At 66.3% G+C, this 22509-nt stretch carries 24 protein-coding genes; 2 read left to right on the top strand and 22 right to left on the bottom strand.

Translation table 11 applies throughout. The annotated features are described in order from the left end of the window. Positions 1–21: 21 nt before the first annotated feature. From ACQZF9_RS00775 to ACQZF9_RS00765, 3 genes are all read right to left on the bottom strand, one after another. A complete protein-coding gene (locus ACQZF9_RS00775; protein WP_428311375.1) occupies positions 22–1566 on the bottom strand; it encodes a SulP family inorganic anion transporter in 1545 nt (514 codons plus the stop codon). Then, on the bottom strand, positions 1563–2255 hold the full coding sequence (locus ACQZF9_RS00770; RefSeq protein ID WP_428311374.1) for a carbonic anhydrase: 693 nt from the start codon (positions 2253–2255) through the stop codon (positions 1563–1565). Before ACQZF9_RS00770 ends, ACQZF9_RS00775 begins: the two co-directional genes overlap by 4 nt. 96 nt (positions 2256–2351) lie before the next feature. Next, positions 2352–2672, bottom strand: coding sequence for a hypothetical protein (locus ACQZF9_RS00765; protein ID WP_428311373.1), 321 nt, complete (start codon positions 2670–2672; stop codon positions 2352–2354). Between the two features lie 263 nt (positions 2673–2935). Between ACQZF9_RS00765 and ACQZF9_RS00760 the strand changes: the two genes are divergently transcribed. Both ACQZF9_RS00760 and ACQZF9_RS00755 read left to right on the top strand, forming a co-directional pair. Continuing rightward, the gene (locus ACQZF9_RS00760; protein WP_428311372.1) at positions 2936–3814 is read left to right on the top strand and encodes an alpha/beta hydrolase family protein; all 879 of its coding nucleotides are present in this window, start codon (positions 2936–2938) and stop codon (positions 3812–3814) included. 24 nt (positions 3815–3838) lie between these two features. Continuing rightward, on the top strand, positions 3839–4279 hold the full coding sequence (locus tag ACQZF9_RS00755; RefSeq protein ID WP_428311371.1) for a MarR family winged helix-turn-helix transcriptional regulator: 441 nt from the start codon (positions 3839–3841) through the stop codon (positions 4277–4279). A gap of 142 nt (positions 4280–4421) precedes the next feature. On the opposite strand, the gene ACQZF9_RS00750 is transcribed toward ACQZF9_RS00755, so the two are convergent. From ACQZF9_RS00750 to ACQZF9_RS00660, 19 genes are all read right to left on the bottom strand, one after another. Continuing rightward, the gene (locus ACQZF9_RS00750; RefSeq protein WP_428311370.1) at positions 4422–4844 is read right to left on the bottom strand and encodes a F0F1 ATP synthase subunit epsilon; all 423 of its coding nucleotides are present in this window, start codon (positions 4842–4844) and stop codon (positions 4422–4424) included. A 135-nt stretch (positions 4845–4979) separates the two neighbouring features. Beyond that, complete coding sequence (gene atpD, locus ACQZF9_RS00745; protein ID WP_428311369.1) at positions 4980–6386, bottom strand: F0F1 ATP synthase subunit beta; 1407 nt, start codon at positions 6384–6386, stop codon at positions 4980–4982. 94 nt (positions 6387–6480) lie between these two features. Next, a complete protein-coding gene (atpG, locus tag ACQZF9_RS00740; RefSeq protein WP_428311368.1) occupies positions 6481–7341 on the bottom strand; it encodes a F0F1 ATP synthase subunit gamma in 861 nt (286 codons plus the stop codon). Positions 7342–7368: 27 nt separating this feature from the next. Continuing rightward, positions 7369–8925, bottom strand: coding sequence for a F0F1 ATP synthase subunit alpha (gene atpA / locus ACQZF9_RS00735; protein ID WP_428311367.1), 1557 nt, complete (start codon positions 8923–8925; stop codon positions 7369–7371). Between the two features lie 99 nt (positions 8926–9024). Continuing rightward, positions 9025–9561 (bottom strand): F0F1 ATP synthase subunit delta, encoded by a 537-nt coding sequence (locus ACQZF9_RS00730; protein ID WP_428311366.1) that lies wholly within the window; start codon positions 9559–9561, stop codon positions 9025–9027. A gap of 18 nt (positions 9562–9579) precedes the next feature. Then, a complete protein-coding gene (locus tag ACQZF9_RS00725; protein ID WP_428311365.1) occupies positions 9580–10053 on the bottom strand; it encodes a F0F1 ATP synthase subunit B in 474 nt (157 codons plus the stop codon). Positions 10054–10111: 58 nt separating this feature from the next. Next, positions 10112–10384, bottom strand: coding sequence for a F0F1 ATP synthase subunit C (gene atpE, locus ACQZF9_RS00720; RefSeq protein WP_428311364.1), 273 nt, complete (start codon positions 10382–10384; stop codon positions 10112–10114). 93 nt (positions 10385–10477) lie between these two features. Further along, entirely contained in the window at positions 10478–11323 is an 846-nt protein-coding gene (atpB, locus tag ACQZF9_RS00715; RefSeq protein ID WP_428311363.1) for a F0F1 ATP synthase subunit A, read from the bottom strand. Continuing rightward, positions 11323–11670, bottom strand: coding sequence for an ATP synthase subunit I (locus ACQZF9_RS00710; RefSeq protein WP_428311362.1), 348 nt, complete (start codon positions 11668–11670; stop codon positions 11323–11325). Before ACQZF9_RS00710 ends, atpB begins: the two co-directional genes overlap by 1 nt. Positions 11671–11794: 124 nt before the next feature. After that, a complete protein-coding gene (locus ACQZF9_RS00705; protein ID WP_428311361.1) occupies positions 11795–12658 on the bottom strand; it encodes a ParB/RepB/Spo0J family partition protein in 864 nt (287 codons plus the stop codon). 79 nt (positions 12659–12737) lie between these two features. After that, positions 12738–13538 carry a ParA family protein gene (locus ACQZF9_RS00700; RefSeq protein WP_428311360.1) on the bottom strand — a complete coding sequence of 267 codons (801 nt, stop codon included), beginning with the start codon at positions 13536–13538 and terminating at the stop codon, positions 12738–12740. Next, positions 13535–14182 (bottom strand): 16S rRNA (guanine(527)-N(7))-methyltransferase RsmG, encoded by a 648-nt coding sequence (rsmG, locus tag ACQZF9_RS00695; protein WP_428311359.1) that lies wholly within the window; start codon positions 14180–14182, stop codon positions 13535–13537. Before rsmG ends, ACQZF9_RS00700 begins: the two co-directional genes overlap by 4 nt. Before the next feature lie 211 nt (positions 14183–14393). Beyond that, on the bottom strand, positions 14394–14603 hold the full coding sequence (locus tag ACQZF9_RS00690) for a DUF3185 domain-containing protein (protein WP_428311358.1): 210 nt from the start codon (positions 14601–14603) through the stop codon (positions 14394–14396). A gap of 59 nt (positions 14604–14662) precedes the next feature. Further along, a complete protein-coding gene (locus ACQZF9_RS00685; protein ID WP_428311357.1) occupies positions 14663–15997 on the bottom strand; it encodes a sensor histidine kinase in 1335 nt (444 codons plus the stop codon). A 99-nt stretch (positions 15998–16096) separates the two neighbouring features. Then, complete coding sequence (locus tag ACQZF9_RS00680; protein ID WP_428311356.1) at positions 16097–17479, bottom strand: sigma-54-dependent transcriptional regulator; 1383 nt, start codon at positions 17477–17479, stop codon at positions 16097–16099. Positions 17480–17642: 163 nt separating this feature from the next. Further along, positions 17643–18872, bottom strand: a complete 1230-nt coding sequence (locus ACQZF9_RS00675; RefSeq protein ID WP_428311355.1) for an ABC transporter permease — start codon at positions 18870–18872, stop codon at positions 17643–17645. Positions 18873–19015: 143 nt separating this feature from the next. Then, the gene (locus ACQZF9_RS00670) at positions 19016–20338 is read right to left on the bottom strand and encodes an ABC transporter permease (RefSeq protein ID WP_428311354.1); all 1323 of its coding nucleotides are present in this window, start codon (positions 20336–20338) and stop codon (positions 19016–19018) included. 9 nt (positions 20339–20347) lie between these two features. After that, on the bottom strand, positions 20348–21070 hold the full coding sequence (locus ACQZF9_RS00665) for an ABC transporter ATP-binding protein (protein WP_428311353.1): 723 nt from the start codon (positions 21068–21070) through the stop codon (positions 20348–20350). Between the two features lie 116 nt (positions 21071–21186). After that, positions 21187–22464 (bottom strand): efflux RND transporter periplasmic adaptor subunit, encoded by a 1278-nt coding sequence (locus tag ACQZF9_RS00660; protein WP_428311352.1) that lies wholly within the window; start codon positions 22462–22464, stop codon positions 21187–21189. Positions 22465–22509: the final 45 nt, after the last annotated feature.

Here is a 22509-nt window from a genome sequence, read left to right as displayed (position 1 = left end):
CCCGCGCGGTCAGTCGTGCACTCAACTCAGCGCCTGCACCATGGCCCGGCGCCCGCCGGACTCGGCGCGCGCATCGAGCAGGCTGTCATCGGCGATCAGTTCGCGATTCGTCGCCGGCGCGGTGCGCTGCCAGTCGCGCAGCAGCACCAGGCAGGCGTGGTCGATGTAGCGCAGGCGTTCGGCGTCGAGGGTGAGCGTCGCGCCTTCCGGCACCGAGTCCAGCGCCTTTGCAATGCGCGGCACGCTGAGGAACGTCGCCGAGCCGACCAGGCGCAAGGTCCAGTGATTGTGCTGCTCGTCGTGCTGCTTCAGGTTGACGTGCAGCATCGCCGCGCGCAGCGACAGCCGCAGCAGCGACAGCGCCATGCCGGCGAGCACGCCCGTCAGCAGATCGGTGGCGACGATGACACCGGCGGTGGCGACGAACACCAGCACCGCGCCGCGGCCGTAGTCGGCGAACTCGCGCAGCTGCGCGGGGTTGATCATCTTCACGCCGGTGTAGACCAGGATGCCGGCCAGGCCGGCGATCGGCGTCATCCGCAGCAGCCACGGCAGCGCCAGCACGAACAGCAGCATCCAGCTGCCGTGCAGGATCGTCGACAGGCGCGAGGTCGCGCCGGCCTGCACGTTGGCGGCGCTGCGCACGATCACGCCAGTCATCGGCAGGCCACCGAACACGCCGCACAGCACATTGCCGATACCCTGTGCCGACAGCTCCTTGTCGTAGTGGGTGCGCGCGCCGTCGTGCAGACGATCGACCGCCGCCGCCGACAACAAGGTCTCGGCACTGGCGATGAATGCGAACGCGCCCGCCGCGATCAGCAGCGCCGGATCGAGCAGCAGCTTGAACGCGTCGCCGGTTATCGGCCTGATCGAGGCCAGCAGATCGGCCGGCAGATCGATACGCGCCACCGGCAGCGCCGCGAGCTGCGCCGTCAGCGTGACCGCGACCACCGCGAGCAGTGCGCCCGGCAGTAGTCGCAGCTTCGCAGGCCGCAACTTCTCCCAGGCGAGCATGATCGCGATCGTCGCCAGGCCGAGCGCGCCGGCGGTCATGCCGTCACCGTTGCTGATCGCGTTCCACACGCGGCCCGGCGCCGCCGCGAAGTTCTGCAGGCCGTTGGGCAAGGGCGCGGCGTCGAACATCACGTGCAGCTGCGAGCCGACGATCAGAATGCCGATGCCGGCGAGCATGCCGCTGACCACGCCCGGCGACACGCTGCGGAACCAGACGCCGAGCCTGGCGCGGCCGGCGATCCACTGGATCACGCCGGCCAGCACGATCACCGGGCCGAGCGCGATCAGGCCGTGATCGCGCACCAGATCGAACACCAGCACCGCCAGGCCCGCAGCCGGGCCGCTGACCAGCAGCGGCGAGCCCGAGAACAGGCCGACGATGACACCGCCGATGACGCCGGTGATCAGCCCCGCCACCGGCGGCACGCCGGAGGCGATCGCGATGCCCATGCACAGCGGCAGCGCGACCAGGAACACGACGATCGACGACAGCGTATTGCGCGCCAGGCCCGCGCGCGCGTCGCCGAACTTCTGCATGAGCGCGCTCATTGCAGCTCCTCCACGGTGTTGTGCAGGCGCGCCGGCGGCGTCGCCGACGGCCAGCCGGCGCTGTCGGCCATGACCTCTTCCAGCGGAACGAAATGGCGGCGCTGCGAGCAGTACGCCTTGATCGTGCCGGCCTCGATGTCATAGACCCAGCCGTGCAGGCCGAGCTGGCCACCGGCGATGCGCGCAGCGACCGAGGGATGCGTGCGCAGATGGTCGAGCTGCGCCACCACGTTCTCCTCGGTCAGCTTGCACAGCGTCTGCGCGGGATCTTCAAAGTGATAGTTGGTGTCGACCACCTGCTTGGCGACGTGGGCGTGACGCAGCCAGGCACTGACCGCGGGCAGCGCGTCGACCGCTGCCGGTTTCAGCGTGGCCTTCATCGCGCCGCAGTCGGAATGGCCGCAGACGACGATGTTGGCGACGCCGAGCACCGCCACCGCGTATTCGATCGCGGCTGACACGCCGCCGGTGAACTGCGCATAAGGCGGCACGATGTTGCCGACGTTGCGGCACACAAACAGCTCGCCGGGTTCGCTTTCGATGAACACTTCGGGCACCACGCGCGAATCGGCGCAGGTGATGATCATGGAGTGCGGATGCTGTGCGGCGGCGAGCTTTTCGAACAGCTCGCGCTTGTGAGGGAAAGAGACGCTGCGGAACTGCTGGAATCCCTGAATCAGGCGTTGCATGGCGGTTTACTCGTCTGGTTTGCGTTGAACGACATGCCGCGCGACGGGCGTCACGGCGGCAGCACAGCGGGCGGCGCGCATCGGCGCCGCGCTCGTTCAAACCAGGGTCGGAGGCCGCAACAAGGGCTTGGGTCCGCGGCCTCGCGGTTGGGGTGTGTCTCGGGGCAGACCCGGCGCGGTCAGCGGCGTGGCGCCGAAATCGCGCGTCGCGGTGTCGACGTCCTTGTCCAGATCGACGGAGGCCGGCTCGGCGTCGACGTCCCCGCCCGACGGTTCTGCTAATGCCACCTCCGGCAGGCCGGCGCTGCCGTCATCGCGCCGGGCCTGGCTGGAAGCCGCGATCAGCCAGACCGCCAAAGCGACCAGCAGCACGCCGCCGAGCATGCGACGCATCGCGTCGCGACCCAGGCCATCCATGGCTTGCGGGATGCAGAACATTGAAAGCAGTGACGAATTCCGTGACAGGTAATAAGTAGAACCGCTCATCGCGGCGCAAGTTCCGCCGAAAGTCCTGGCTTTTGCTGCACTGCGATTAAAGCGTACGAATAACGAACCGGAGTTGAACACAGCTGTACACATTTTGATCCGGACGCTTGCAATTTATTTCGTGTACGAAATATATTCTTCGCATACGCCGGCGTATTGCTTCGCCGGCGACATCCCCTCGGAGCCGCATCGCCATGACCTCGCACGCCATCGAATTCGCCGCTGTCGACGGCTATCGCCTGCACGGCACGCTGCACCGCCCCGCCGGCGCGGCGCGCGCGGCGGTGCTGATCCATCCGGCGACCGCCGTGCCGGAGCGGCTGTATCTGCCGTTCGCCGGCTATCTGGCCGAACAGGGCTTCGCCGTGCTGACTTACGACTACCGCGGCATCGGCCGCTCGGCGCCGAAACCGCTGCGCGAATCCAAGGCACGCATGCGCGACTGGATGGAGCTCGACGTCGGCGCCGCGACCGACTGGGCGCGCGCGCAATTCCCGCAACTGCCGTTGCTCGCGGTCGGCCACAGCGTCGGTGGCCACGCGCTCGGCATCAGCGACGCCACGCGCCATCTGCACGCGGCGGTGATGATCGCCAGCCACGCCGGCTACATCGGCAGCGTGACGCCGCGCAGCGAACGCCTGCGCGTGCGGCTGATGCTGCAGCTGGTCGGCCCGCTGGCGACGCGCCTGTTCGGCTACATGCCCGGCAGCCGGCTCGGCCTGGGCGAGGACATGCCCTCCGGCGTGATGCGGGAGTGGTGCGGTTGGTGCGCGAAGCCGCGCTATTTCTTCGACGATCCGTCGTTGCAGGCGCTGCGCCGTTTCGGCGAAAAGCAACTGCCGCTGCTCGCGATCGGCTTCAACGACGATCCCTGGGCGAACCCCGCCGCGATTTCCGCGCTGGTCAGGCACTTCACGCGTTGCGAGGTGCAGCGTCTGCAAATCGCGCCTCGCGAGGTCGGCGTAGAAGCCATCGGGCACATGGGATTTTTCCGCCGCGCGATGGCGCCGGTGCTGTGGCCGATGGTCGGCGAGTGGCTGTCGGCGCAGATCGAGCAGCGCGCCGCCGCGTGATGTTGGCCGATCTATCATGTCGCCATGCCCGCGCCCGATCGCCGTCTGTTCTTCCTGCTCAACGTCGGCCAGCGGCGCGTCAATCGCTGGATCGAATCGCGCTTCGGCGCCGAGGGCGGCGCCTCGGCGGCGCAGGCCGGCGCACTGTTCTATCTGGCGAAGAACGACGGCGCCTTGATCGGTGAAATCGCCGAGGCGCTGGATCTGGCGCCGTCGGCGATGACCGGCCTGGCCGATCGCATGAGCAAGGGCGGCCTGATCGAACGCCGCCGCGCCGAGCACGACGGCCGCTCCATGCACCTGCACCTGACCGACGCCGGCCGCGACAAGCTGCAGGCCGCGCGCCGCGGCCTGGAGCAGATCAACGCGAAAATCAGCGAAGGTTTCAGCGAGGCCGAGATGGAAGTCGTCGCGCGCTGGCTGGCGAGTCTGCAGACGCGGTTCGGCAACGACGACCGCGGCTGAGTCAGCTTCGCTCGCCGCATCAACCTAAGCCCGTTCGTCCCGAGTAGCGGGCTTGCCCGCGTATCGAGGGATCCGAACGGAGCGCCGTGACAAACAAAAAAGCCCCGGAAACCGGGGCTTTTTCTTTGCAAGCGCCGAACGCCTAGTGGTGTCCCGGCGCCTTCAGCTTGCGCACGAACTCGAGGCGGGCCGAGGCCTCGACCATTTCCTGCTGCGCCTTGGCCAGGTCCATTTCGGACGTGGCGCCGGCGAGCGCGGCTTCGGCGTTCTGCTTGGCTTTCAGCGCGGAGGCTTCGTCCGCATCCTTGGCGCGCAGCGCGGTGTCGGCCAGCACGGTGACCAGGTGCGGCTGCACTTCGAGAATGCCGCCGGAGACGAAGAACTGCAGCTCTTCGCCGCTGGGCGTGCGCACGCGCACTGCGCCCGGCTTCAGACGAGTCAGCAGCGGCGAGTGACGCGGCGCGATGCCGACTTCGCCCATCTCGGCCGGAGCGAAGACCATGCTGGCCTCGCCCTTGTGGATCTGGCCTTCCGCGGAAACGATGTCGACGTGGATCTGCGCCATGAATCTCTACCTCAATGTCTGCTTTCAAGTCCCCTCCCCCGCCTGCGGGGGAGGGCTAGGGTGGGGGCGGGACGACAGCGCCGCGCCTTCCGCCCCCATCCCGGCCTTCCCCCGCGAGCGGGGGAAGGAGACAAACTAGGCCGCCGCCATCTTGGCGCCCTTCTCGATGGCCTCGTCGATGGTGCCGACCATGTAGAACGCCTGCTCCGGCAGGTGATCGTACTGGCCGTCGACGATGCCGCGGAAGCCGCGGATGGTTTCCTTCAGCGAAACGTACTTGCCGGGCGAGCCGGTGAACACTTCGGCGACGTGGAAGGGCTGGCTCAGGAAGCGCTGGATCTTGCGCGCGCGGGCAACGACGCGCTTGTCGTCTTCGCTCAGTTCGTCCATGCCGAGGATCGCGATGATGTCCTTCAGTTCCTTGTAGCGCTGCAGCACGCCCTGCACGTCGCGGGCGGTGTTGTAGTGCTCGGCGCCGACCACGTCCGGGTCGAGCTGGCGGCTGGTGGAATCAAGCGGATCGACCGCCGGGTAGATACCCAGGCTGGCGATGTCACGCGACAGCGTCACGGTCGAATCCAAGTGCGCGAAGGTGGTCGCCGGCGACGGATCGGTGAGATCGTCCGCGGGAACGTAGACCGCCTGGATCGAGGTGATCGAGCCCTTCTTGGTCGAGGTGATGCGCTCCTGCAGCACGCCCATTTCTTCGGCGAGCGTCGGCTGGTAACCCACCGCCGACGGCATACGGCCGAGCAGCGCCGAGACTTCGGTACCGGCCAGCGTGTAGCGATAGATGTTGTCGACGAAGAACAGCACGTCGCGGCCTTCGTCGCGGAAGTATTCGGCCATCGTCAGGCCGCTCAGCGCGACGCGCAGACGGTTGCCCGGCGGCTCGTTCATCTGGCCGTAGACCATCGCCACTTTCGACTCCGACAGGTTGCCCTGCTGGATGACGCCGGCTTCGGACATTTCGTGATAGAAGTCGTTGCCTTCGCGGGTACGCTCACCGACGCCGGCGAACACCGACAGGCCGCTGTGCGCCTTGGCGATGTTGTTGATCAGCTCGAGCATGTTGACGGTCTTGCCGACGCCGGCGCCGCCGAACAGGCCGACCTTGCCGCCCTTGGCGAACGGGCACAGCAGGTCGATGACCTTGATGCCGGTTTCCAGCAGCTCGGTGGAGCCGGACTGGTCTTCATAGGTCGGCGCGTCGCGGTGGATCGACCAGCGCTCGCTGGTCTCGACCGGGCCGACTTCGTCGATCGGCTCGCCGAGCACGTTCATGATGCGGCCGAGCGTGCCCTTGCCCACCGGCACCGAAATCGGCGCGCCGGTGTTGTTGGCGACCAGGCCACGCTTCAGGCCTTCCGAGGAACCCAGCGCGATGCAGCGGACCACGCCGTCGCCGAGCTGCTGCTGCACTTCCAGCGTCAGCGCGGCGCCTTCGATGGTCAGCGCGTCGTAAATGTTGGGGATGGCGTCGCGCGGGAATTCCACGTCGACAACCGCGCCGATGATCTGAACAATCTTGCCGGTATTCATAGTCATTACTCTCAAAGCGGGGCCTGCGGCCCCGTCCTAAAAAATTGCACAAATTGTTGGAGCGTTCTTTCGTTTCTACGAAACGAAAAACGCTCTATACGGCTGCGGCGCCGCCGACGATCTCGGCGAGTTCCTTGGTGATGCTGGCCTGGCGCGCCTTGTTATAGGCGAGCTGCAGCCCTTGAATGATCTTGCCGGCGTTGTCGGTGGCGGCTTTCATCGCCACCATGCGCGCGGACTGCTCGGACGCGGTGTTCTCGATCACGGCCTGATAGACCTGCGACTCGAGATAACGCTGCAGCACGGTGTCGAGCAGCTCGGTGGCGCTCGGCTCGTAGATGTAGTCCCAGCTCTTGAGCAGGCCGTCGGCCGGCGTGGCTTCGATCGGCAGCAGCTGCTGCACGGTCGGGCGCTGCGTCATCGTGTTGACGAAGTTCGCGTAGACCACGTACACGCGATCAACGTCGCCGTTACGGAACGCGTCGGTGACGACCTTGATCGTGCCGAACACGCTCTCCAGCGTCGGCTTGTCGCCGAGACCGGACGCGGTCGCCAGCACCTTGCCGCCGATGCGCTTGAAGAAGCTGATGCCCTTGTTGCCGACGATCGCCAGATCGGCGTCGACGCCCTTGTCCTTCCATTCCTTGATCGAGCGGATCGTGGAGCGGAAGGTGTTGACGTTGATGCCGCCGGCCAGACCGCGGTCGGTGGAGATGATCAGGTAGGCGACGCGCTTGACCGGGCGATCGACCATGTACGAATGGCGATACTCGGGCTGCGCATTGGCCAGATGACCCATCGTGCGGCGGATCGCCTCGGCATAGGGACGCGCGGCCAGCATGCGTTCCTGCGCGCGGCGCATCTTCGACATCGCCACTTTTTCCATCGCACGCGTGATCTTCTGCGTGTTTTTCACGCTCTTGATCTTGGTGCGGATTTCCTTTGCGCCGGCCACGAGTGCTCCTGTTCTTCGCGACTACGCTTAGATCGCGCTCTGCTTCTTGAACGCTTCGAGCGCGGCTTTGAGCTCGCCTTCGATCGCGTCGTTCCAGTCGCCCTTGACGTTGATCTTGTCGACCAGCGGCTTGTAGGTGCTGGCCAGGAACTGCTGCATCGCGGCTTCCCAGGCGCCGACTTTCTCGACCGGCACGCTGTCGAGGTAGCCCTTTTCGGCGGCGTACAGCGAGGCGGCCATTTCGGCCACGCTCATCGGCGCGTACTGCTTCTGCTTCATCAGCTCGGTGACGCGCTGGCCACGCTCGAGCTGCGCACGGGTCGCGGCGTCGAGGTCGGAGGCGAACTGCGCGAACGCGGCGAGTTCACGATACTGCGCGAGCGCCAGCTTGGTGCCGCCCGAGAGCTTCTTGATGACCTTGGTCTGCGCGGCGCCACCGACGCGGCTGACCGAGATACCGGAGTTCACGGCCGGGCGGATGCCGGCGTTGAACAGATCGGTTTCAAGGAAGATCTGGCCGTCGGTGATCGAGATCACGTTGGTCGGAACGAAGGCGGAGACGTCGCCGGCCTGGGTTTCGATGATCGGCAGCGCGGTCAGCGAGCCGGTCTTGCCCTTGACTTCACCGTTGGTGAAGGCTTCGACGTAGTCGGCGTTGACGCGGGCCGCACGCTCGAGCAGACGGGAGTGGAGATAGAACACGTCGCCCGGATAGGCTTCGCGGCCCGGCGGGCGCTTCAGCAGCAGCGACACCTGGCGATAGGCAACCGCCTGCTTGGACAGATCGTCGTACACGATCAGCGCGTCTTCGCCACGGTCGCGGAAGTATTCGCCCATCGTGCAGCCGGAGTACGGCGCGATGAACTGCAGCGCGGCGGCTTCGGAGGCCGAGGCGGCGACGACGATGGTGTGCGCCAGCGCGTCGTTGGCCTCGAGCTTGCGCACGACGTTGGCGATCGACGACGCCTTCTGGCCGATGGCGACGTAGACGCACTTAATGCCGGTGGATTTCTGGTTGATGATCGCGTCGATCGCCAGCGCGGTCTTGCCGGTCTGACGGTCGCCGATGATCAGCTCGCGCTGGCCGCGGCCGACCGGGATCATCGCGTCGACGGCCTTGTAACCGGTCTGCACCGGCTGGTCGACCGACTGACGCGCGATGACGCCCGGCGCGATCTTTTCGATCGGGCTGGTGCCGGCGGCGACGATCGGGCCCTTGCCGTCGATCGGACGACCCAGCGCGTCGACGACGCGGCCGAGCAGGCCCGGGCCGATCGGCACTTCGAGGATGCGGCCGGTGGTCTTGACCGTGTCGCCTTCCTTCAGGTGCTTGTAGTCACCCAGAACCACGGCGCCCACCGAGTCGCGCTCCAGGTTCAGCGCCAGGCCGTAGGTCGGCGCGCCGGTCTTGTCGGCGCCGAACTCGAGCATTTCACCCTGCAGCGCATCCGACAGGCCGTGGACGCGGACGATGCCGTCCTGCAGCGAGACGATCGTGCCGGTGTTGCGGGCTTCGGTGGTCGCGTCGAAGTTCTGAATGCGGGCCTTGATCAGGTCGCTGATTTCGGAAGGGTTGAGTTGCATGGTTAATGCCCTGAGTGTCCGTAGGGACGCGGCGTTTTCCGCGTCCGGCTGATTCTTTACGGGCGCTTTCACGCCCGGCTTTTCTTTATTGCTTGAGCTTTACTGCGTCAGCGCGCTCTTCATGCGCTCGAGTTCGCCGCTGACCGAGCCGTCGATGACGAGATCGCCTGCGCGAACCACCGCGCCCGCGATCAGGCTCTCGTCCGTCTTCCAGTCGATCGCAACGATGCGCTTGAGGCGCTCGCCGATCGCCGCACCCAGGGCCGAACGCTGCGCGCCCGGCACTTCGGCAGCGGAGGTGATTTCGACGTCGACCCGCGACTCGGCCTCGGCACGCAGCGCCTCGAACTGTTCCGCGATCAGCGGCGCCAGCTTGAGACGGCCGTTTTCGGCGAGCAGCTGCGCCAGACCCTGGCCGTCATGGCCCAGCGATGCGCCCAAGGCTTTCGACAGCGCCTGCGACAACATCTGCCGCGTGACGCGCGGATGCCCGATCAGCGCAGCCGTTTCCGGCACCTGCACCGCGGCGGCGATCAACGCCAGCCGCTCGGACCAGTCCTTGAGCCCGCCGCTTTCGCGGCCGAGTTCGAAGACCGCCTTGGCGTAGGGACGAGCGAGGGTTTGCAGTTCGGCCATGAGCCCATCAGTCCCGTGTTAGATCCGCGCGGCCAGGTCTTGCAGGATGTCGGCGTGCGCGCTGGCGTTGACTTCACGCTTGAGGATGCGCGCCGCGCCCAGCACCGCCAGATCGGCGACCTGCTTGCGCAGCTCTTCCTTGGCGTGAGTCACCTGACGGGCGACTTCGCCGTTGGCATGCTCGACGATCTTCTCGGCTTCGTGCGTCGCGGTCAGCTTGGCGGCCTCGACCATCTGGGTCGCCTGCTTGTTCGCGGCCGTCAGAATCTCCTGGGCCTGAACGCGAGCGGCCTTGAGGGCCTCGTCGCTCTTGGCCGAAGCTTCCTTCAGCGAAGCCGCGCCACGCTCGGCAGCCGCCAGACCCTCGGCGATGCGCACGCGACGCTCTTCGAGCGCCTTGGTGATCGGCGGCCAGACGTACTTCATCGTGAACCACACGAAGATGAAGAACACGATCATCTGGCCAACGATGGAAGGGATACTTGCCTGCATCGCGATTCTCTTTAAAAACGAGTCAGTCGAACTTCGAAATCAAGACGCGGATCGCGTCTTAGCCGGCGGGCTGCAGAGCGGCCAGCAGCGGGTTCGCGAACATCATCAGCAGACCCATGGCGACGCCGATGATGGCGATAGCGTCGAGCAGGCCGGCGATGATGAACATGCGCGTCTGCAGCATGTTGGCCATTTCCGGCTGGCGGGCAGCGCCTTCCAGGAACTTGCCGCCCAGCAGGCCGAAGCCGATGGCGGTGCCCAGGGCAGCCAGACCAAAGATCAGGCCGATGGTGATGGCCGTGCTGGCCTGGATTGCTGCGATCAACTCCATGGGATGCTCCGTCTCTATATCTATTGCGGTGGTTTAGTAGCGGTTACGACGTACAGCGCACAACAAAATCGGTACAGCGGAAATCGGTCTGGCTTAGTGGTGCTCGTAGGCCATGCTGAGATACACGATCGTCAGCGTCATGAAGATGAAGGCCTGGAGCGTCACGACCAGCAAGTGGAACAGCATCCAGGCCAGGCCGGCGATGATCTGGCCGCCGAACAGGCCGATGCTCAGCGCGTTGGGGCCGCTCCAGGCCATGCCCAGCAGCGCGATCAGGATGAAGATCAGTTCACCGGCGTACATGTTGCCGAACAGTCGCAGTGCCAGCGACATCGGGCGGGCCAGGTATTCGACGACGTTGAGCAGCACGTTGGCCGGCAGCATGTACGGGCCGAACGGATGGGTCAGGAATTCCTTGGCAAAACCGCCAGCGCCCTTGCCCTTGAAGCTGTAGACGAAGATCAGGATGAACACCGAGATCGACAGCGCGAAGGTCGCGCTCATGTCGGCCGACGGCACCACGCGCAGGTAGGCGTGCGCCGGATCGTGGCCCATCGCCACGTTGATATAACCCCAGGCCAGCGGCAGCAGGTCGACCGGCAGGAAGTCCATGCAGTTCCACAGGAACACCCAGACGAAGATCGTCAGCGCCAGCGGCGCGATGAAGCTGCGGTCGCCGTGGAAAGCATCCTTGACCGAGTTGTCGACGAATTCGACGATCCACTCGATGGCGTTCTGCAGCTTGCCCGGAACACCGGCGGTGGCACGAACCGCAACGATGCGGAACAGCGTCAGGAAGATCAGGCCCAGGACCGTGGAGAACAGCAGTGTGTCGATGTGCCAGTTGTCCATCGTGATGAAGCCGCCGGCTTCGCCATGGACCAGATGGTGCAAATGGTGGGTGACGTATTCCGCTGGAGTCTGTGCCGCGCTCGCCATCACTCTTTCCAAAGCAGAGAGAACCAGTAAATTGAAATGGTCGCCAGATACGCCGTTATGAACGGCAGGAACTGGTGCCCGAATATTTTAATCGCCGCGACGAAAATCACGGCCGCCAGCCCATATTTCCAGGCCTGCGCGCGAAAGAAATCGGACAACATCGCGTGCGGGTCCTGATGCTTCCGCCCCAGCGCCTTGACGGCCGTATACCAGGTCAGAAGTCCGCTGGCGGCTCCTCCGGCGGCTGCGGCACAGGCGGCGTCGAAACCCGACCCCAGCCACCACAACACACCGACCCCCAGGCCGACCAGCAGCTGATACCAAGCGAGGCGCGTACCCAGTGACATCCGCGTTACCGTCTGCAAGGCATCAAGCCCATCAAGTATACGGGGCGATAAACGGTCAATTCAACTGTGAACGGTTACCAATGGAGTACGAACGGTTACAAAAACCGGTCATACGAGGGCACTGCTAGCGGCTCGCGATACGCCCGAGCAAAGCTTCCAGCTCCTTGGCGTTGCGGAAAACCACGGTCAGTTTGCCGCGGCCGGCCTGATTCTGGCTCAGCTTCACCGGAAGGCCGATCGTTTCACGTATCCGTGTTTCCAGCTCGGTGGCCGGCGGCGCCGTTTTGGCCGGCTGTTTCACCTCGCCGCGATTCTGCGCAGCCTGCACCAGGGCCTCGGTCTGGCGCACCGTCAGGTGCTCGTCGATGACCCGGTGCGCCAGCGCGGTCTGCGAGGATTTTGGCAGGCCGAGCAAGGCCTTGGCGTGGCCCAGCGTCAGCCGGTTTTCGCGCAGCCACTGCTGCACCTCGGCTTCCAGCTCCATCACCCGCAGCAGGTTGGTGATGCTGGCGCGCTTGCGGCCGACCGCGGTCGCCGCCTGCTCGTGGGTCAGGCCGCACTCCAGGATCAGCTTGTGCAGCGCCTCGGCTTCTTCCAGCGGGTTCAGGTCGGCGCGCTGGATGTTCTCGACCAGGGCCACGGCCATCGCGCCGCGCTCGTCGAGGTTGCGCACCACCGCCGGAATCGTCGCCAGGCCGGCCAGCTTGGCGGCCCGCCAGCGGCGTTCGCCGGCGACGATCTCGTAGCGGCCGTTGTCGGCCGGGCGCACCACGATCGGCTGGATCACGCCCTGGGCCTTGATCGAGCCGGCCAGTTCTTCCAGCGCCTCGTTGTCGAAGGCGCGACGCGGCTGGTGCTTGCCGGGCTGGCATTCGTCCAGCGCCAGCTGGCGCAGCTCTTCGCCGGCCTCGACCGGCGCGGCGACCGCATTGACGCTGCTCAGCAGCGAATCCAGCCCGCGTCCCAAACCTCTTTTCTTCAAGCTCAAAGTCTCCAGCTCCTCGTAGCCCGGGAGAAACCCGGGGACTCGATCGACACGGCCCCGGGTTGCACCCGGGCTACGGTGTTCATGCGACTTCTTCTGCGTTCAGACGCAACTGGCCGCCGTCGTGGCGACGCAGCACTTCGCCGGCGAGCGCCAGGTAGGCCTTGGCACCGGTGCTGGCCGAGTCGTAGAACATCACCGGCAGGCCGTGGCTGGGTGCCTCGGCCAGCCGCACGTTGCGCGGGATGATGGTGCGATAGACCTTGTCCGGAAAATGCTGCACCAGCTGCGCCGAGACGTCGTTCGCCAGATTGTTGCGCGGGTCGAACATGGTCCGCAGCAGGCCTTCGATCTCCAGCCTCGGGTTGATCACGCGCTTGATCTTCTCGACCGTGTCGACCAGCGCGCTCAGGCCCTCCAGCGCGTAGTACTCGCACTGCATCGGGATCAGCACACCGTCGGCGCAGACCAGCGCGTTGACGGTGAGCTTGGACAGCGCCGGCGGGCAGTCGAGGATGATGTAGTCGAACTGTCCGGCGACGTCGGCCAGCGCGGTCTTCAGCGCGAAATCGCCGGCCGGCATGTCGCGCAGCTTGATCTCGGCCTCGGTCATGTCGGCATTGGCCGGCAACAGCCACAGGCCGAGCTGCGGCAGGAACTGGATCGCGCGTGCCGGCGGGGTCTTCTCCAGCAGCACGTCGCGCGCGGTCAGCTCGAGCAGCGCCTTGTCCACCCCCACGCCCATCGTCGCATTGCCCTGGGCGTCGAGGTCCACCAGCAGCACGCGGCGCTTGGTGGCCGCGAGCGAGGCGGCAAGATTGATCGAGGTGGTGGTTTTGCCGACGCCACCCTTTTGGTTGGCGACCGCGATGACGTGGGTCATGGAGTTCTAAGGGTCAGGATGACGGCGTGCCGGTCTTCGGCGAGGCCCGGAATCTGCAGGCGATGCGTCGCCGCTACCTGGCAGTCCGCCGGCAGCGCCGCGCGTTCGCCAGCGTCTAGTTTGCCCTTCATGGCCACCCATTGACCACCCGGCGCCAGCAGATGCCTGGTCAGGCCAAGGAAATCGGCCAGGCTGGCGAAGGCGCGGCTGGTGATCTGCGGGAAGGTCTCAGCGGAGCCCAGGTCCTCGACCCGGCCCTCGATGACGCGGGCGTTGTCGATATGCAGTGCGCGCACCGCGTGGCGCATGAACCGCGCCTTCTTGCCGTTGCTGTCGAGCGCGACCACCGGCAACTGCGGGCGCGCGATCGCCAGCACCAGCGCCGGCAGGCCGGCGCCGCTGCCGACGTCGAGCAAGGCGCCGTCATTCAACAAGGGCAGCAGGCTCAGTGAATCCAGCAAATGCCGCGTCACCACCAGCTGCGGATCGCGGATCGCGGTCAGGTTGTAGGCGGTGTTCCATTTCAACAGCTCGGCTTGGTAGGCGAGCAGGCGCGCCGGCGCCTCGGCCGGCAGGCTCAGGCCGAGCGCTTGGATCCCCTCGGCGAGGATCTGCGGCGGGAAATGGGAACGCGTACTGACCACGAACGAAGGCGCCCGGCAATCCAAAGGGCGCGCAGTATGCCGCCTTCGATTGCCGGGCGCCTGAGGGTTTGAGCGCGGGAGACGGTCCTACCGATCTCCGTTCCTCCCGAGTAGCCCACCCAGTGGGCGTATCGAGGGACCGCGCCAAGCTTGCCGCCGGATACGTCCCTCGATACGCCGCAAGCGGCTACTCGGGAGGAACGGGGATCGCTTACTTCTTGGCGCCAACCACCAGCAGCACGATGCCGGCCAGCAGGATCGCGCCGGAGGCGATCGGCGTCACCGGGAACGAATGGGTCTGTTCCTTGTTGATCTCGACCGGGCCGATATCCGCGACCTTGTCGGTTTCCTTGAACTTGAAGCCGCCGAAGACGAAGCCGAGGATGCCGGCCAGAATCAGTACCACGCCGAGGATTTTCACGGTGATGCTCCCTTGTGAACGAATAAGTGCGAGGGAGTGTTGCCGACCGCGCCGAACCTCTACTGAACGCCGGCGGCAGGCAGCCACAGCCGTACTTCCAGCCCGCCGACCGCACGATTCGCCAGGGCGACCCGGCCGCCGTGGGCCTCGATGATTTCTCGGCACAGGGTCAGGCCCAGGCCGGTACCGTCCGGCTTGGTCGAATAGAACGGCAGCAGCGCGCTCGCCAGCACCGTGTCCGACATCCCCGGCCCGCGGTCGAGCACGCGGATCAGCACCTGGTCGCCCGATCCCGGCTCCGCTACGGCACGCACCTCCAGCTCGACGCCTTCGGCCGCGCCACCGGCCTCGTGCGCGTTCTTCAGCAGGTTGATCAGCACCTGCTCGATCTGCGCGCGATCGAAATGCGCCGGCGCGGTCGGTGCGCTGCCGATCTGGGTAAACGTCGCGGTGCGCTGCAGATGTGCCAGAAAGTCCGCCCAGTCCACCGCGGCCTTGCGCGGCTGCGGCAGCTTGGCGAAGCGCGCGTAGTTCTCCAGGAACTGCTTGAGCCGCGCGCTGCGCTCTTCGATGGTCAGAAAGATTTCGCTGAGCAGGTCGTGGCGCTGCGCCTGCACCGCGAGCCGGCCGGAATGCGCCAGCGAGGAGATCGGCGCCAGTGAATTGTTCAGCTCGTGGCTGATCACGCGTATCACCTTCTTCCAGGTCTGCAGCTCCTGGCGCGTCAGCTCGCGGGTCAGGCTGCGGAACTGGTAGAGCCGGTGCTCGCGCGTGTTCAAGGTGAAGTGGTTGCGCGTGACGTGCAGGATCTCCGCCTCCTCGCCCTCCTCCTCGACGGTGTAGAGGCCATCACGCTCGGCGTTGGCGGCTTCGCGCAGCGCCGGCGAGACCTTCGCCAGCAGCTCGTCGAACAACAGGCCTTCCATGCGCCGGCCGCGATGGAAGCGCTTGCGCGCCGCGGTGTTCGCATACAGCACGTGGCCGACGGTGTCGGTCAATACCAGCGACTGCGGCGAGGACTGGATCACCGTGTCCAGCAGCAGTTCGCGCTGGTACAGGTTCTGGCGCTCGCTGCGCAGGATGTCGCCGACGCTGTTGTAGACGCCGGCGAGTTCGCCCAGCTCGTCGCTGCGCGTGACCGCGAGGCTGACGCTGAAATCGCCGTCGCGCAGCGAGGAAACGCCGTCGACCAGCGCGCGCAGATGCCGCGACACCGGTGCCATGAACCGGCGCACGACGAGGGTCGACACCGGCAGCACGATCAGCGCGCCGATCAGCGCCGCCAGCACCGTGTCGGCGACATGCCGCGCCAGCCACACGCCGAGCAGCGCGCCAGCGACCGCCAGCGTGCTGCAGACGGCCAGCGTGCGGCCTTCGAGGGAGATGGTTTTCATCGGGCGGATGATGTCATGGCCTGTTCCCTTCTCCCCCCGGGAGAAGGTGGCGCGCAGCGCCGGATGAGGGCGTCGACGACCGCGCGCGCTGCGAGACCCTCACCCCTGCCCCTCTCCCGAAGGGAGAGGGGATCTTTCGTGCAGCCCGAACTTCTCCATGCGCCGGTACAACGCCTGGCGCGACAGCCCCAGCTCGCGCGCGGCGCTGGCGATGACGCCGCCGCTGCGGCTCAGCACCGCCTGCACGGTTTCGCGATCGGGCTCGGGCAGCGCATGTGAAGGCCCGCTCTCGACCATGCGTTCGCTGACCGCCGGCAGGCCGAGTTCGCGCGGCTGGATGATGTCGCCGGCCGCCAGCAGGCAGGCGCGCTTCACGCAGTTCTGCAGCTCGCGCACATTGCCCGGCCAGGGATAGGCCAGCAGCGCGCGCTCGGCTTCGAGACTGAAGCGATGCGCGTTGTCGAGGAAGGCGTTCGCGGTCACCAGGATATCGTCGGCGCGATCACGCAGCGCCGGCACGCGCAGCTCGATCACGTTGAGCCGGTAGTAAAGATCTTCGCGGAATGTGCCGGCTGAAATGCCGGCGCGCAGGTCGGAGTTGGTGGCACTGATCACGCGCACCTTGGCGCCGCGCGTCTGCGTGCTGCCGAGGCGCTCGAACTGTCCGGTTTGCAGCACGCGCAGCAGCTTGACCTGGCCTTCGAGCGACAGGGTGCCGATCTCGTCGAGGAACAGGGTGCCGCCGTCGGCCGCCTCGAAGCGCCCGGCGCGCGCCTTCTGCGCGCCGGTGAAAGCGCCGGCCTCGGCGCCGAACAGCTCGGCGCTCATCAGCTCCGCCGGCAGCGCGCCGACGTTGACGCGGATGAAGGGCCCGTCGCTGACCGAACTGTTGGCCTGCACGATCTCGGCGATCTTTTCCTTGCCGGCGCCATTGGGCCCGGTGATCAGCACCGGCACGTCGGCATGCGCGACGCGCGTCGCCAGGCTCACGGTCTCGTGCATCGCATCGGATTCGTAGACCAGGCCGCACAGGTCGAAGGCGCCGGCGACGCGCGTGCGCACCGCGCGTCGCGCCGAGCGCAGCCGGTGATTCTCGCGCGTCGCCTGGCGCAGCTTCAGCAGGTTGTGCACCGTGGTGATCAGCTTGGCGTCGTCCCAGGGCTTGCCCAGATAGTCGGCGGCGCCGGCGCGCATCAGGTCGACCGCGTGCTCCAGGTGGGTCCAGCCGGTCAGCAGGATCACCGGCATTTCCGGGTCGATTTCGCGAATGTCGCGGAACAGCTTGATACCGTCTTCGCCGGAGGTGGTGTCGGAGCGGAAGTTCATGTCCTGGATCACCAGGTCGATGTCCTCGCTCTCCAGCAGTTCCAGCGCCGCGTCGGGGGAGGCGCAGGCATGCGTCTTCAGTCCGTGCAGTGCGAACAGCACTTCGAGCGCCGTGCAGACGGCGCGGTTGTCATCGACGATCAGGATCGTGGCCATGGGGTCCGAAAGTTACGACTGCCGAGTGCAGGCACTTGCGCGACCTTAAGGGATCGCCTGCAGCCGGCGCGAGACGGGAAATGCCTCAGCTGCCCTGATCCCCGTAGCCCGGGTGAAACCCGGGGTAGCGCTCCCGCCGACATCATCCCGGGTTTCACCCGGGCTAAACGCTACGCGTGGCTAGAGCCGGCGACAGCCGCGACGCGCGCACCGCCGGGCCCATCACCGAGCCGACGCCGAGCAGCAGCAGCGCGACGACACCGACCGCCAGCCCCGGCCAGGGCAGCTGCGGCAGGCTCATCTGCCGCACCAGCGCGGCGTTGAGCAGCTGCGCGGCGATCGCGCCGCTGACGACGCCGGTGCCGGTGATGAGCAGGTTCTCGGTGACGAAGTAACGCACGATGTCGCCACGCGTCGCGCCGAGCGCGCGGCGCACGCCGATCTGCTTGCGCCGCAGGTTCACCCACAGGCTGGCCATGCCGACGATGCCGCTGGCGGTGACGATCAGCAGGAACACGGTGACCGCGATCAGCAGGCCGGCGACGGCGTGTTCGCCGCGATAACGCTTGGCGCGCAGCTTCTCGATCGAGGCGACACCGTCGCGGCCGACGACGCGGTCCGGATCGTTCTTGGCCAGCGCGTCGAGCACCGCCTGCTTGGTGGTCTCCAGCGCGCCGGGCTTCAGCCGCATCACATAGTAGTTGTAGGGCTGCAGAAGGCGCTGCGGAAACACCACGGTGTTCAGATGTTTTTCGCTGGTCTGCGCCCATGGCGTTTCGATATGGTCGATCACGCCGATGATGCTCGCTGCCGGAGAATCCGGTGTGTTGCCCTGGTAGATGGTCTTGCCGAGTACGCTGGCGTCGTTCGGAAACAGCGTCTTGGCCAGCGCGCGCGTGACCAGCACCACCGACGGGCTGTCGCGGCTGGTATTGGGATCGACCACCATGATTTCGTCGGGCGTGAAGTAGCGGCCTTCGATCATCTTGATACCGAGCGTCTTCAGCAGGCTGCCGTCGTCGAACACCATGCCGGCGTTGACGCTGGGCGCGGCGCGGGTGTTGCCGGCGGCCATGCTGCCGCTCCAGCCGCCGCCACCCAGCGGCACCTGGTTGGTGATCGAGGCGGATTCCACGCCGGGCAGGCCGCGCAGGCTGAGCAGGTCGCGCTGCTGTAACGCGTCGAGGTTCTGCGAGCTGGTCATGGTGTAGCGCACCGTGACCACGCGCTGCTCGTCGTCGACGCCGGACGGCCGCGCCGCGGTCGCCAGGCGATCGCGGATCACGTAGGCGGCGTTGACGGTGATCGCGAACGTCAGCGCGATCTGCGCGGCGATCAGGAAGGCGCCGGTCTTGTTGCGTGACAGCGCGGAAAGGATGGGACGGATTTCCATAGTGATTCCTACTGATATCGACCGTTGTTCCCTTCTCCCTCCGGGAGAAGGTGGCGCGAAGCGCCGGATGAGGGCGTCCGGGTGTGTGCCAAACTTCGAGGCCCTCACCCCTGCCCCTCTCCCGGAGGGAGAGGGGTCTCCCCTTACTGCGATTTGAGTTGCAGCGCCGGCACGACCTGCGTCGCACGCCAGGTCGGCAGCAGGCCGGCGAGCATCGCCGCGGCGATCGACAGCAGCACCGTCGTCACCAGCATCAAGGTATCCATCTTCGCCAGCGCCGCCAGGTCCGGCGACTGCGTGGCCATGATGTGCAGCATGCCGTAGGCGAGCAGCACGCCGAGCACGCTGCCGACCAGGCCGAGCACCGCGGCTTCGAGCAGGTATTGCGCAAAAATCTGCGCGCGGCTGGCACCGAGCGCGCGGCGCACGCCGATCTCGCCGGAGCGCGCGGTGAACTTGGCCAGCAGCAGGCCGATGGTGTTGACCAGGCAGACGCTCAGGAAGCCGAATGCGAGCCAGGTCTGCAGGCGCGTGTCGTCGTCGACGACGCCGACGAAGGCCAGCCAGTCACGCACGTTGTAAACCTTGCTCTTGTCCGGCCGCTGCATGCGCCCGCGCGCTTTCTGCTGGGCAACGTAGCCGCTGATGTAGTCACGGTACTCCTGACGATCGGCGGCCGATTTCAGCTCCACCCAGTAATGCATGAAGGTGCATTCCGAAGCGACCAGGCCTTTGAAACCGGGCTCCGCATCAGTCTGGCAGTTGACGTTGCCGTTGATGTCCTGCTCGGTGGCGATCGCGGTACTCAGCGGCATGAACACTTCTTCTTCATCCGACAGGCCTGGACCGGCGCCGCGGCCGCCGTTCTCCAGCAGGTAGAAGCGCGGCAGCATGCGCCACGGCCCGAGCACGCCGACGATGCGGAATTCATTGTTGTTGAACTTGATGCTGCGGCCGATCGGCGACTCGTCGCCATACAGCTTCTGCGACATCTCGTGGCTGATGACGACCACGCGCGCCTCGTCGCGATCGTCCTCGGGGCGCCAGGCGGTGCCGAGCTTGAAGTCTGCATCCATCATCGCGAAGAAATCGCGATCCACCGCGAGGCCCTGCGCGACGAAGTTCTTCACGCCGGCTTTCTGCGGCTCGACGATGCCGCCGGTGCCGTACATGCCGCTGCGACGCAGGCCTTTGGCGTCTTCACGCAAGGCCTTGACGTCGAGCCAGGACAGGCCGCGAGGAATGTCTTCCTCGGTGCCGTCGGAATCCGCCGGCGAGTTGTCGAACGTCACGGTCAGCAGGCGATCGCTTTTTTGCGGAATCGGATCGGCCGACATCATGTACAGAACGGTCAGGGTCGACATGCTCGCGGCGACACCGACGGCGAGCGTCAGGATCACCAGCGATGTCAGTACCGGCGAGCGACGCAGCTGGCGCAGGCCCAGGCGCAGGTAGTAGCCGAACATGGCGCGGCCTTACACGGCGGCCGCAGCGCGCGGCGCGATGCGGTCGACCGGCGCGTCGGAGCGATCTTCGAAGTCGCTGGCCTGGCCGTCCATGATGTGGATGTTGCGATGCATGCGCCGCGCGAGTTCCGGATCGTGCGTGACCATGACGATGGTCGTGCCCTGGGCGTTGATTTCTTCCAGCATGTTCATCACTTCGCGCGCCATCAGCGAATCCAGGTTGCCGGTGGGTTCGTCGGCGAACAGGATGCGCGGCGAGCCGGCCAGCGCCCGCGCGATGGCGACACGCTGCTGCTGGCCGCCGGACAGCTGCGACGGCAGATGCTTGAGCCGCGACGCCAGGCCGACGCGTTCCAGCGCGTCCTTGATGCGCTTGTCGCGATCGCCGCCAGCGAGCCCGCGATAACGCAGCGGCACGTCGACGTTGTCGTAGACGTTCAGATCCGGAATCAGGTTGAACGACTGGAAGATGAAGCCGATCTTGACGTTGCGGATCTTGCTGCGCTCGCGATCGGAAAGGCCGGAGACATCCTTGCCGTCGAGCGTGTAGCGGCCGCCGTCGAAGGTCTCGAGCAGGCCGGCGATGTTCAGGAACGTGGTCTTGCCCGAGCCGCTGGGGCCGGTCACGGCAACGAACTCGCCTTCTTCGACTTCCAGGCTCAAGGACCGCAGCGCATGCGTCTGCACCAGGTCGGTCCGGTAGATCTTCTGCACGCCTTCCATCTTCAGCATGGTGTTGCTCCTGAAATTCAAACTCATCTCGAAATATCGGTTGTAGGAGCGGACCCTGTCCGCGACTGAGTCCCAACCGGCACAGTCGCGGACAGGGTCCGCTCCTACAGGTTTGGCTATCTGATCAGCACACTCGTCGCGCTCTCGAACGCGTCGTCGCCCGATACCACCACGTGATCACCCGGCTTCAGGCCCGAGGTGATTTCGACGCGATCGATCGCGACCGCGCCGACGGTGACCGGCGTGCGCGTGGCGACACCGTCGCGGACGACGTAGGCGTAGCGCCCGCCGCCGGCGTCGATGAACGAGCCGCGCGGCAGCTGCACGACGCTGTCGCGCTGGTCGAGCACGATGCGCACCGAGATGCGCTGGTTCTGGCGCAGCTCCGGTGGCACCGTGTCGTCGAAGGCGACGCGGCCGGTGACGATGTTGTTGTTGACCTCGGGCGAGATCGCGGTCAGATGTCCGCGCACCCGTTTGCTGCCGACGAGCACCTCGGCCGGCATGCCGATGCCAAGGCTGTCGGCATAGGTTTCAGGAACCTGGATATCGATTTCCAAACGCGACAGATCGACCACCGTCATCAGCGGCGCATTGGCGGCGACCGCGGCGCGCTGTGCGATGTTGAGCGTGCCGACCACGCCGGCCACCGGCGCGGTGACGTTGAGCTCGTCGACGCGGCGGCGCAGGTTGTCGACGTTGAGTTTCTGCCGCTCGACTTCGAGACGGCGCGACTGCAGCTGAAAATCCAGGCTCTGGTTCTTCAACTTGTTTTCCTCGACCGAATGCGCGTACTTGACCTGCGCCACGCGCAGTTCGTCGGCACGACGATCGACTTCCATCACCGGCAGCACACCGAGCTGGTGCGCGTCCTGTGCGCGCTTGAGTTCACGCTCGGCACCTTCGACGCCGACCTTGGCGAGTTCGACGGTCTGCTTGTTCTGCAGGCGCGTGGTTTCGACGTCGATGCCTTCCTGCGCCAGCGTCGCGCGCAGGCCCTGCAGCTTGGAATCCTCACGCGCGTATTCGTTGGTGACTTCGGGGCTGTCCAGCGTCGCCAGCAGCTGGCCCTGCGCGACGCTCTCGCCCGCTGCGACCTTGAGGGTCACCGTGCCCAGCGCCGGCGCATAAAGCGTCGGGCTGACCGCGGCCACGACCCTGCCCTGCGCCGACAGGTCGGAGACGAAAGCGGCCTGGGTGACTTCGGCGATCCGCAGCCGGTCGCCGGACACCGAGCGATGGGTGCCGCTCAGGAAATGGCTGTAAGCCCAGATCAGCAGCGCGACCGCGGCGATCGAGCCGACCGCGATCGGCAGCCAGCGCCGACGCGGCTTTTCGACCGGAATGTCCTGGCCGGAGGTGTCACGGATGATGCCGGAGAGCGGTGCGTTCATGCCGCTTATATGGCAAGGCGCGTGCAAAGCTGCGCGCCGGATTAC

Source organism: Hydrocarboniphaga sp. (assembly GCF_965279055.1).
In the GTDB taxonomy this organism is placed as follows: Bacteria; Pseudomonadota; Gammaproteobacteria; order Nevskiales; family Nevskiaceae; genus Hydrocarboniphaga.
This window is presented reverse-complemented; position numbering and strand designations above follow the sequence as displayed.

Bases quoted from the DNA above. Each gene is read 5' to 3' on its own strand.
- ACQZF9_RS00770 (WP_428311374.1), bottom strand. From the start codon at position 2,255: ATGCAACGCCTGATTCAGGGATTCCAGCAGTTCCGCAGCGTCTCTTTC.
- ACQZF9_RS00725 (WP_428311365.1), bottom strand. From the start codon at position 10,053: ATGCAGGCAAGTATCCCTTCCATCGTTGGCCAGATGATCGTGTTCTTC.
- atpE (WP_428311364.1), bottom strand. From the start codon at position 10,384: ATGGAGTTGATCGCAGCAATCCAGGCCAGCACGGCCATCACCATCGGC.
- ACQZF9_RS00675 (WP_428311355.1), bottom strand. From the start codon at position 18,872: ATGGAAATCCGTCCCATCCTTTCCGCGCTGTCACGCAACAAGACCGGC.
- ACQZF9_RS00680 (WP_428311356.1), bottom strand. From the start codon at position 17,479: ATGGCCACGATCCTGATCGTCGATGACAACCGCGCCGTCTGCACGGCG.
- ACQZF9_RS00665 (WP_428311353.1), bottom strand. From the start codon at position 21,070: ATGCTGAAGATGGAAGGCGTGCAGAAGATCTACCGGACCGACCTGGTG.
- ACQZF9_RS00775 (WP_428311375.1), bottom strand. From the start codon at position 1,566: ATGAGCGCGCTCATGCAGAAGTTCGGCGACGCGCGCGCGGGCCTGGCG.
- ACQZF9_RS00700 (WP_428311360.1), bottom strand. From the start codon at position 13,538: ATGACCCACGTCATCGCGGTCGCCAACCAAAAGGGTGGCGTCGGCAAA.
- ACQZF9_RS00760 (WP_428311372.1), top strand. From the start codon at position 2,936: ATGACCTCGCACGCCATCGAATTCGCCGCTGTCGACGGCTATCGCCTG.
- atpA (WP_428311367.1), bottom strand. From the start codon at position 8,925: ATGCAACTCAACCCTTCCGAAATCAGCGACCTGATCAAGGCCCGCATT.
- ACQZF9_RS00755 (WP_428311371.1), top strand. From the start codon at position 3,839: ATGCCCGCGCCCGATCGCCGTCTGTTCTTCCTGCTCAACGTCGGCCAG.
- ACQZF9_RS00670 (WP_428311354.1), bottom strand. From the start codon at position 20,338: ATGTTCGGCTACTACCTGCGCCTGGGCCTGCGCCAGCTGCGTCGCTCG.
- atpB (WP_428311363.1), bottom strand. From the start codon at position 11,323: ATGGCGAGCGCGGCACAGACTCCAGCGGAATACGTCACCCACCATTTG.
- ACQZF9_RS00765 (WP_428311373.1), bottom strand. From the start codon at position 2,672: ATGGATGGCCTGGGTCGCGACGCGATGCGTCGCATGCTCGGCGGCGTG.
- atpD (WP_428311369.1), bottom strand. From the start codon at position 6,386: ATGAATACCGGCAAGATTGTTCAGATCATCGGCGCGGTTGTCGACGTG.
- ACQZF9_RS00750 (WP_428311370.1), bottom strand. From the start codon at position 4,844: ATGGCGCAGATCCACGTCGACATCGTTTCCGCGGAAGGCCAGATCCAC.
- ACQZF9_RS00685 (WP_428311357.1), bottom strand. From the start codon at position 15,997: ATGAAAACCATCTCCCTCGAAGGCCGCACGCTGGCCGTCTGCAGCACG.
- ACQZF9_RS00730 (WP_428311366.1), bottom strand. From the start codon at position 9,561: ATGGCCGAACTGCAAACCCTCGCTCGTCCCTACGCCAAGGCGGTCTTC.
- ACQZF9_RS00660 (WP_428311352.1), bottom strand. From the start codon at position 22,464: ATGAACGCACCGCTCTCCGGCATCATCCGTGACACCTCCGGCCAGGAC.
- ACQZF9_RS00710 (WP_428311362.1), bottom strand. From the start codon at position 11,670: ATGTCACTGGGTACGCGCCTCGCTTGGTATCAGCTGCTGGTCGGCCTG.